We start from the raw sequence: 4,378 nt of genomic DNA on the forward strand, positions 1-4,378 counted from the left end.
CTCGCATGCACCGTGAGCACCAGCGGCCCGCGCGCGCCGAGCGAGATGGGCGTCAGGTCCTTGAAGGGGTCGTAGCGCACCTGCGCCAGCGTCTGCGGGTTCTGCGCCACCACGGAAGAGGGCGCGTACATCATCGTGTAGCCGTCGGGCGCGGCGCGAATCACTTCCTCGGTGGCCAGGATGAAGCTCGCACCGGGCCGGTTCTCCACGATGACCGGCGTCTGCAGCACCTCGCCGAGCTTGTTGGCGACGAAGCGCGCCTGCGCATCCGAGGCGCCGCCCGCCGCGAGGCCGAGCACGATGCGGATGCTGCGGCCTTTCTCGGGGAAGGGCGCGGGCTCGGCCGCAAGCGCGGCGCACGGCAGCGCGGCCGCGCCGAGCGCGAACACCAGCCATGCGGCAACGCGCCGGCGACCGATGAAGGAGTGCGGCCAGGCGTTCATTGCTTCGCCAGCCCGACCTGCTGCACCATCGCGCCCCAGCGCTCATAGGTCGAGCGCGTGACGCCCGCAAACTCCTCGGGCGTGCTGGCCCCGGCCTCGTAGCCGCCGCTGCGGTAGAACTCGCGCACCTGCGGCATCGCCAGCACCTGCGCGAGCGCCGCGTTGAGCTTCGCGACCACCGGCGCGGGCATGTGGGCCGGCCCGTAGAAGCCGAGCCAGCTCGGCAGGTCGAGGCCCGGCAGGCCCTGCTCGGCGAAGGTCGGCACCTCGGGCAGCGCGGCAATGCGCTCGTTCGCGGCAATCGCAAGGATCTTCACCTTGCCGGTGCCCGAGGTGATGATGGCCGAGGAGGCTGAATCGAACATGTACTGCACGCGGCCACCGATCAGGTCCTTGGCCGCGTCCGAGCCGCCCTTGTAGGGAATGTGCACCGCGTCGAGGCCGGCCTTCTTCACGAAGGCCTCGCCGTAGATGTGCGACGAGGTGCCCGCGCCGAAGGAGGCATAGCTCACCTTGCCGGGATTCGCCTTCACGTAGGCGATGAGCTCCTTCACGTTGCGGGCCGGCACGGTGGTGCTCACCGACAGCACCAGCGGCCCGCGACCGCCCATCGAGATGGCGGTGAAGTCCTTGAACGGGTCGTAGGGCACCTGCGAGAAGGTGTGCGGGTTCTGCGCCATGGTCGAAGAGGGCGCGTAGAGCAGGGTGTAGCCGTCCGGCAGCGCGCGCGCCACCTCGCTCGCGGCCAGCATGGTGCTGGCGCCGGGCTTGTTGTCGACGATCACGCCGGTGCCCAGCACCTCGCCGAGCTTCTGCGCCACGATGCGCGCCTGCGCATCGGTGCCGCCGCCGGCCGTGAAGCCCACCACGATGCGGATCGGCTTGCCGCCGCGCACGGGAAAGTCTTGCGCCAGCGCCAGGGGCGCCACGCCCAGCAGGGCCGCCGCGCCGAGCGCCGCGCCGAATGCGCGGCGGGTGCCGCAGGGTTTCTTCATCGATGTCTCCGTTGGAATGTTCTTCTTATATTGGTTTAGAAAACCATAAAAATCCATATCGACTAGGGAATACCCCGAAGAAATGCCTTTTTCAGGCTTTTGTGTTTGACAAAATGAACATTGAAATCAAAATACGACGCAACAGCCCATCCAAGACATTCATCCATGAAAACTGTCGTCCGCACCGACGAGCGCATCCTCAGCTCCGACATCTTCGACCGCGACAGCCGCGTCAAGCGGCCTGACCACGGCACCTGGGCCGAGCCCGGCAAGGACATTCCGGTCTACCACCGCTGCGGCGTGCTGGTGGTGGGCGGCGGGCCGTCGGGCACCGCGGCCGCCGCAGCCGCCGCGCGCGCCGGCGCCGACGTGGCGCTGCTCGAGCGCTACAACCACCTGGGCGGGCTTTCCACCGGCGGCCTCGTGATCTGGATCGACCGCATGACCGACTGGGAAGGCCAGCTGGTGATCCGCGGCTTTGCCGAAGAGCTGTTCGACCGCCTGCCGGCCGATGCCATTGCCGGCCCGGCGCGCGAGGACTGGGGCTCGCAGGACGCGGCCAAGGCCGCCCACTGGTCGCAGCGCACGGCCGCCTACCACGGCGTGGTCACGTGGTCGCCCACCATCGACCCGGAGCGGCTCAAGCTGCTGTCGCAGGAGATCGTGCTGGAGCGCARGGTCAAGCTCATCTATCACTCGTGGGCCGCGATTCCCATCGTGCAGGACGGCGCGGTGAAGGGCGTGGTGTTCGAGAGCAAGGAAGGCCGCTTGGCGATCATGGCCGACGTGGTGGTCGACGCCACCGGCGACGGCGACCTGTTCGCGCGCGCCGGCGCGGCTTTCGTGAACGACATCGAGGAGGCCGACGTGCACCACTGCATGAACACCTCGTGGCTGTTCGGCGGCGTCGACATGAACCGCTGGATCGAATTCAAGGCCGGCCAGCCCGAGGCGTTCAGCGCCTTCATGGCGCGCGGGCGCGAAGTGTGCGGCCTGTTCGAGCGGCCCTTCGTCTCGTGGCGCAACGACGTGGCGCTGTTCATGGGGCCGCGGCAGTCGGGCTATTCCGCGCTCGACGTGGACGACCTCACGGCCGTGGAGGTGCGCTCGCACCGCGCAATGGCCGCGCACCTGGACTACTTCAAGGCGCATGYGCCGGGCTTCGAGGAGGCCTACCTGATGCTGAGCGCGCCGCAGATCGGCGTGCGCCATGCGCGGCGCTTGAGCGGCGTGGGCGCGGTGCTGCGCAGCCAGTGGCCCGACGGCGTGGCGCTGGCCGACGAGGTGGGCGTGACGCCCGCGGTGTCGCCCAAGTTTCCGAACATCTCCATTCCCTACGGTGCGCTGGTGCCGCAGCAGCTCGACGGCCTGCTGGCCTGCGGGCGCCACATCTCGTGCGACCGCAACTCGCATGGCTTCATGCGCGAGATTCCGCAGTGCTGGATCACCGGCCAGGCCGCGGGCGTGGCGGCGGCGCTGGCGTCGCGGGGCGGCATCGAACCGCGCTTCGTCGACGTGGGTGCGCTGCAGTCGGCGCTGCTCGCGCAGGGCGTGTACCTGCGCGCCGGCGCCGGGCAGGGCGCGCAGGCGCGGGACGCGGCCGAAGCCGGGATCTGAATCGCATGAACCCGGCCGACACGCTTTCGCCAGCCTCTACATTGCAGAGTCTTGCAAAGGCCGACCGTCAATAGGCTCGTCGCCACGCTGCTCTCGCTGGGCATGCTCAAGGCCGCGCAGGTGGCCGACCGCTTCATGCTCGGGCCGGGCGTGGTGTCGCTGTCGCGCGTGTTTCTCGGCAGCCTCGACGTGCGCGCCGCCGCGCGGCCCAGCATGCAGGCGATGGCCGAGGAGGTGGGCGCCTCGGTCTACCTCGCGATACGCGACGGCATGGAGATGGTGCTGATCGAGGCCTGCCGGCCGCGCTCGTCGATGCTGTCGGCGCGGCTCGACGTAGGCTCGCGCGCGCCGCTGGCCAACTCGGCCCTGGGCCGCGCCTATCTTTCGGCGCTGCCCGAGGCGCAGCGCAACCAGCTGGTCGATTCGATGCGCCTCTTGCGCGGCCCCGAGTGGGACAGCATCGCGCCCGGCATGACGCGCGCCATCGGCGAAGCCCGGCGGCTGGGCTACTGCCTTTCGCTCGGCGAGTTCCACCGCGAGATCAACTCGGTGTCGGTGCCGCTCATCGGGCCCGATGGCGAAGTGATGGCGCTCAACGGCGGCGGCGCGGCCTTCGTGTTCACCGAGGAGCGCCTGCGCAATGAACTGGCACCGCGCCTGCACGACATCGCACTCACCATCGCGCGCGACATCGGCGGGCATGTGCCCACGCCCTTGCCGGGCTAGCCCCGGCCACCCCACGACACATCAAAACGGAGACACAGGGCCATGCACCTGAGCGATGAAGAAAAAGCCATGATGGACGGCCGCGACGGACCGGCCGTGCAGAAGGCGATGGACCTCCTGATGCGCTACGGCGAAGCGCTCGGCGCCGAGCGGCTGGTGGAGACGCGCAACGTCTGCGCCACCATCACCTCGACCACGCCGTTCCAGCGCGACTTCGCGCTGGCCAAGGGCGGCGGCATGGACGCGGTGTTCTCCGAGTTCAGCCTCGACAGCCAGGAGACCGTCGAGATCCCGAAGTTCAAGGTCTTCACGAGCCACCTGCAGCTGGGCTTCGATCCTGGCCAGCCCGAGCGCATGGGCGTGAGCGAGGAGATCGTGCAGTTCTACAACAAGAGCGAGCGCCATGCGGCGGGCCTGGGTGCGCAGATCATGAACACCTGCACGCCCTACCAGGTCGGCAACATCCCGACGCGCGGCGAGCACTGCGCGTGGATGGAATCGTCGGCGGTGGTGTATTGCAACTCGGTGCTCGGTGCGCGCACCAACACCGAAGGCCGCGAGAGCACCGGCGCCGCCATGCTCACGGGCCGCATTCCG

At 69.1% G+C, this 4,378-nt stretch carries 5 protein-coding genes; 3 read left to right on the plus strand and 2 right to left on the minus strand.

Translation table 11 applies throughout. The features are described from left to right. Positions 1–443: Bug family tripartite tricarboxylate transporter substrate binding protein (locus AC1DOC_RS26230; protein WP_478130796.1), on the minus strand; the 443-nt coding region annotated here is incomplete at its 3' end. After that, positions 440–1,438 (minus strand): Bug family tripartite tricarboxylate transporter substrate binding protein, encoded by a 999-nt coding sequence (locus AC1DOC_RS26235; RefSeq protein WP_278874037.1) that lies wholly within the window; start codon positions 1,436–1,438, stop codon positions 440–442. The genes AC1DOC_RS26230 and AC1DOC_RS26235, both read right to left, overlap by 4 nt. A gap of 165 nt (positions 1,439–1,603) precedes the next feature. Between AC1DOC_RS26235 and AC1DOC_RS26240 the strand changes: the two genes are divergently transcribed. The 3 genes from AC1DOC_RS26240 to AC1DOC_RS26250 all read left to right on the plus strand — a co-directional run. Continuing rightward, the gene (locus tag AC1DOC_RS26240; RefSeq protein WP_478130797.1) at positions 1,604–3,055 is read left to right on the plus strand and encodes an FAD-dependent oxidoreductase; all 1,452 of its coding nucleotides are present in this window, start codon (positions 1,604–1,606) and stop codon (positions 3,053–3,055) included. Between the two features lie 51 nt (positions 3,056–3,106). Further along, positions 3,107–3,781 (plus strand): IclR family transcriptional regulator, encoded by a 675-nt coding sequence (locus AC1DOC_RS26245; RefSeq protein ID WP_478130798.1) that lies wholly within the window; start codon positions 3,107–3,109, stop codon positions 3,779–3,781. Between the two features lie 42 nt (positions 3,782–3,823). Next, positions 3,824–4,378: aconitase X (locus tag AC1DOC_RS26250; protein ID WP_478130799.1), on the plus strand; the 555-nt coding region annotated here is incomplete at its 3' end.

Source organism: Variovorax sp. 01T439_2, assembly GCF_056398445.1.

Coding starts and splice junctions, on each gene's coding strand:
- AC1DOC_RS26235 (WP_278874037.1), bottom strand. CDS start 1,438: ATGAAGAAACCCTGCGGCACCCGCCGCGCATTCGGCGCGGCGCTCGGC.